This is a genomic window from Lawsonibacter hominis (assembly GCF_014287895.1).
Lineage (GTDB): Bacteria > Bacillota > Clostridia > Oscillospirales > Oscillospiraceae > Lawsonibacter_A > Lawsonibacter_A hominis.
Genome location: NZ_JACOPP010000058.1, coordinates 1 through 3,667, shown reverse-complemented (window position 1 = coordinate 3,667; position 3,667 = coordinate 1). Strand labels below are relative to the sequence as shown.

Below are 3,667 nucleotides of genomic sequence, written 5' to 3'. Positions count from 1 at the left end.
AGCGGGGCAGAGGTGCTGACGGTTGCCGTTACAGTGTTTGTTACGCCATAGCCTGATTTCATCAAATCGCCCGAAGCGGTGGGAACCTTTTCGTCCGGCTCGATTCGGGTGGTGGCGGTCATGCTGGCCGAGTAATTGTCCCGGAAGTAATCATACCATCCATCGTCTACCCAATATCCTGTGTTTTTCCCTGTGCTGTGCCACACCCAATAGGGGTGCCATTTCGCCCACCAGACACTCCATGCTGCATAGGTCTTGGTTTCTCGGCTGGGAATGCTGCTGGCCGACCAGCTTCCCATTGTATCGGTGGCTTTCGGGTCGGGCGGGTCGTTGCCGGAGAGATCTACCACCTTTGCGTGAATGGTGCTTTGGCTCAACGAACCTTTGTTAGTGCTGACATGGATGGTAATATCCTGCGGCTCCGACGGTGTATGCCACTTTACCCAGGCAATCTGACTATCTCCCGATGGAATCACAATATTGTTCATCCGGTAGGTGCTGCCGTTGATACTAAAGGATACCGTAGCAGGGCTATCAGGATTGATCTCCGATCCCGCATAGAGCGTTACCGGCGTGATGACATCTGTATCCACACGATACTCGTAGTCATAGTCGGTTGGCTCCGGCTGTTCGGGCGGGTCGGTAAACCATACAATACCCATACCCAGATAGGTGATAATAGTATCGTTGGAACAGGTCTTATTGGTAGCCCCTGTATAGGCCGGAAATCCCATATCCGCATATTCCAGGAACATAGCCAGCGGCAGGTTTTTATGGGTCAAACTCGTCATTGTCTTACGCAAGGACCCGCCTGCCTGATTATCATAGAGCGCGGCTTCATGGGCAGTCATGGCCATCATAATTCCGTTGTGCTTAAAATAGGCGATTGGCTCCAAAAACAGCTTGTACTGTCCGCCAATCAGTTCCTCGTATGCGATTCCGGTCTGCTGCGCCACCAGTTTTACCGCATACTCGGAGCAGAAGTATTTCTTGATTGCTTCAATGCTGGCATTCTGGCTGCCACTGCTGACGATCCTCGGCATAGGGGTTGCGGGGGTGTAGTAGTCGTAATTCCCCGTGGTAGGAGAAATACTTGCCCCATTTGCATATTGAATTTTACTGACTTTCCCAAAATGAATCTTGATAGATGGAGTTTTATTAGTCAGATCAAAAGAGGACGACACAGGCTGACCGGATTCTGCATCAACCACAGTAATTCGTACACCATCCATACCAGGGTTCCAGGAGTTCTGCGAGGTTCCTTGCCCCATATCGCCGCCACCGCCATCCACGTTTCCGCTTCCTCCGGTTTCTGCCAGGGCGCTCATAGGACAGATACCCAACAGCAGCACAAATGTGAGCAGTATCACAAATATCCGCTTCAAAAACGCACCTCCAATCAAATTAGTTGAGAACAAAAAAAGAGTACGGTATCGCTACCGTACTCTCCGGGCTTGTTATCAGCCCATGTTGCCGACCTGTTTATTTATATCTCCATCAGAGTCAATGTTGTGCTGGACGGAGCCGCCGCCCTCGTCGGTGATCCAGCCAAAGCCCTCCAGATAGATGGAACCGCCCTGTGTGTCGCCGGTCTGGGGTTGGTTGCTGTCCGGCTCATGCACAATCGGCTCATCCTTTTCGCTGGCCGCCTGCTGTTCCTCCTGAGAAGGCGCCGGGGGCGGAGTGGTTTCGGGTTTCTTTTCACTGTCGGTCAGGTTAACGTCTACCTGATCTTCTTCCTCCACATTCAAAACAGCATCGGTCTGGTTCTGGCTGTCAGTCGCTTCGGGTTTAGAGGTGTCCGGCACCACTACCAGCGGTTCGCTGGAGCTGCTGTCCGGGGTATTGCTGCTATCCACATCCTCGGCAGATACATCCGAGGGGGTGGATGCCGGATCAACGGTTGTGGTCTGCCCGCCCTTGCCCAGCAGCACTGCGGCAATCACAATTACCACAACGGCGGCTGCGCCAAGAACGGCCAACAGCTTCTTGTTTTTTGCACTCATTTGAAAACCTCCTTGTACGGTGATTTTATATTAAAATTATGGTGATATTTCTCGCCATCATTATACCATTTGCACAAATACGGCGTCCAGGTGTGATTCCTGCCAAATATTTTTTTGCGCTATGGAAAAGCGGCAGGGCGAAATACACAAAATTAAAACCTGGGAACATATTTGGCGTTGAGTTTCATGGTGATCTGCATGGGGGGCAGATGCCCGAACCCAAAGGAAAGCGGCACATCAACAGTGATTGTCCCTGTGACATTGAGCTGCGTAATGCCATCCGGCACAGACGGGGCCAGCGGAGCATTTTCTACATCCAGGTGCAGGTCGTACAGTCGATACTCCAAATTCTCGCCGCTGTACTTTACATACTGCCCGCCCTCGTATTCAATGCCCAAAACATCTTGCAGGCGGGCGTATACATTGCCGCTGGTAACATTCTGTGACCAGGACGAACCGGCAAGTTGATAGCCACCGGAGTAACCCTCACGCAAACCGGCATAGGCTTCATCCCAATTCTCGGTGGCCACATCTACAATGGCGGACTGGACAGAATCACGCACCCCCTGCGCAACGATCATCAAGCGCATATACTCAAAGGTCACACAGGCCAGAATCAGGCAGCAGAGGACAACGGCCAAAATCATCGGTACGCCTTGCCCGGATTTGCTTTTCAGGACTTCTCGAATCTTCTTCACTTCCAATACACCTCCGAAGTCCCGCTGGCCTTTGCTGTCAGAGTGACAGGAAAGGATGCAAACTCACCGAACAGCCCAATATTGACGGTGGTTGTGAGGGTCACTTCCACCTCGTTGCCGAGCTGGATTTTTCCGGTGTCGCTCCATGAGATATTGGGGTCGAGTCCGGTTTGCTCCCGCAAATCCGCTGCTTTTGCGTTTGTGGCAGAGCCAACCTGCCCATTGATTTCCGCAGTCCGAACCAGTTCGTCCGCAAAGACATCAAGGTTCTGCTTTGCCACGAATACCGGTGCAATGCGGACCACCAAAGCCAGAACCATTGCAATCGCCAGAACCAGGACACACACATCCACAAAGCCCTCGCCCCGTTTGTCCTTCAGAAGTCGTTTCACGGTTTCTCCACCTCCTTTAGAACAGTTCGCCAAAGGCTTCCAACACCACATAGCCCAGGACACCCAGATACATCAGCAGGAAACAGCCCAGCAGCATAAAGGAATACTTACGCATTTTTCCCGGCTGCTTCATGGCTTCCAGTTTCAGTTTTTGAAGTTCCAACTGCTTAAAGGTCATAGAAAGCATCTGGAAATACATGATACCGTTGTCACCGCGCTTGACCGAGATCAAGCCGCGCACCACATCGGACAGCATGGTACTTCCAATCCGGCTCTCCATGCGGGTGAGTGCGTTTTCCTCGTTGCCGGATGCCATATCCGCAATCGTGATTTCCAGTTCCCGCTTCATGGCATGACCAGCGTTTCTCTGGTAGGATTTCAGGATGTTCAGCACATCACGGGATGCCCTGAGTTCCTGTTCAATGGTGTTTACAAATCTGGGCAGCTCGGCTTCGATTTCTTCCCGGCGCTGTTGAACGATCTCGTCCGCTCGTTTCTGCTCTTTGAAGTAAACTGCCACCGCCAGAAACACAATGACCGGCGCAAGGATCGGGAAAATCAGAAGGGCCGG

General features: G+C 52.1%; 5 protein-coding genes. All 5 read right to left on the bottom strand.

What is annotated here, in order from left to right; translation table 11 throughout:
* Positions 1-1,385 (bottom strand): DUF8193 domain-containing protein (locus H8S57_RS16565; protein WP_243204874.1); only part of this gene is annotated, 1,385 nt, incomplete at its 3' end.
* Positions 1,386-1,460: 75 nt separating this feature from the next.
* Positions 1,461-2,006: a DUF6550 family protein gene (locus tag H8S57_RS16560; protein ID WP_025543794.1), complete on the bottom strand. Its 546-nt coding sequence runs from the start codon at positions 2,004-2,006 to the stop codon at positions 1,461-1,463.
* A gap of 152 nt (positions 2,007-2,158) precedes the next feature.
* On the bottom strand, positions 2,159-2,704 hold the full coding sequence (locus tag H8S57_RS16555; protein WP_021632283.1) for a hypothetical protein: 546 nt from the start codon (positions 2,702-2,704) through the stop codon (positions 2,159-2,161).
* Positions 2,701-3,096 (bottom strand): DUF4320 family protein, encoded by a 396-nt coding sequence (locus H8S57_RS16550; RefSeq protein ID WP_025543793.1) that lies wholly within the window; start codon positions 3,094-3,096, stop codon positions 2,701-2,703. Before H8S57_RS16550 ends, H8S57_RS16555 begins: the two co-directional genes overlap by 4 nt.
* A gap of 16 nt (positions 3,097-3,112) precedes the next feature.
* Positions 3,113-3,667 (bottom strand): type II secretion system F family protein (locus H8S57_RS16545; protein WP_369807651.1); only part of this gene is annotated, 555 nt, incomplete at its 5' end.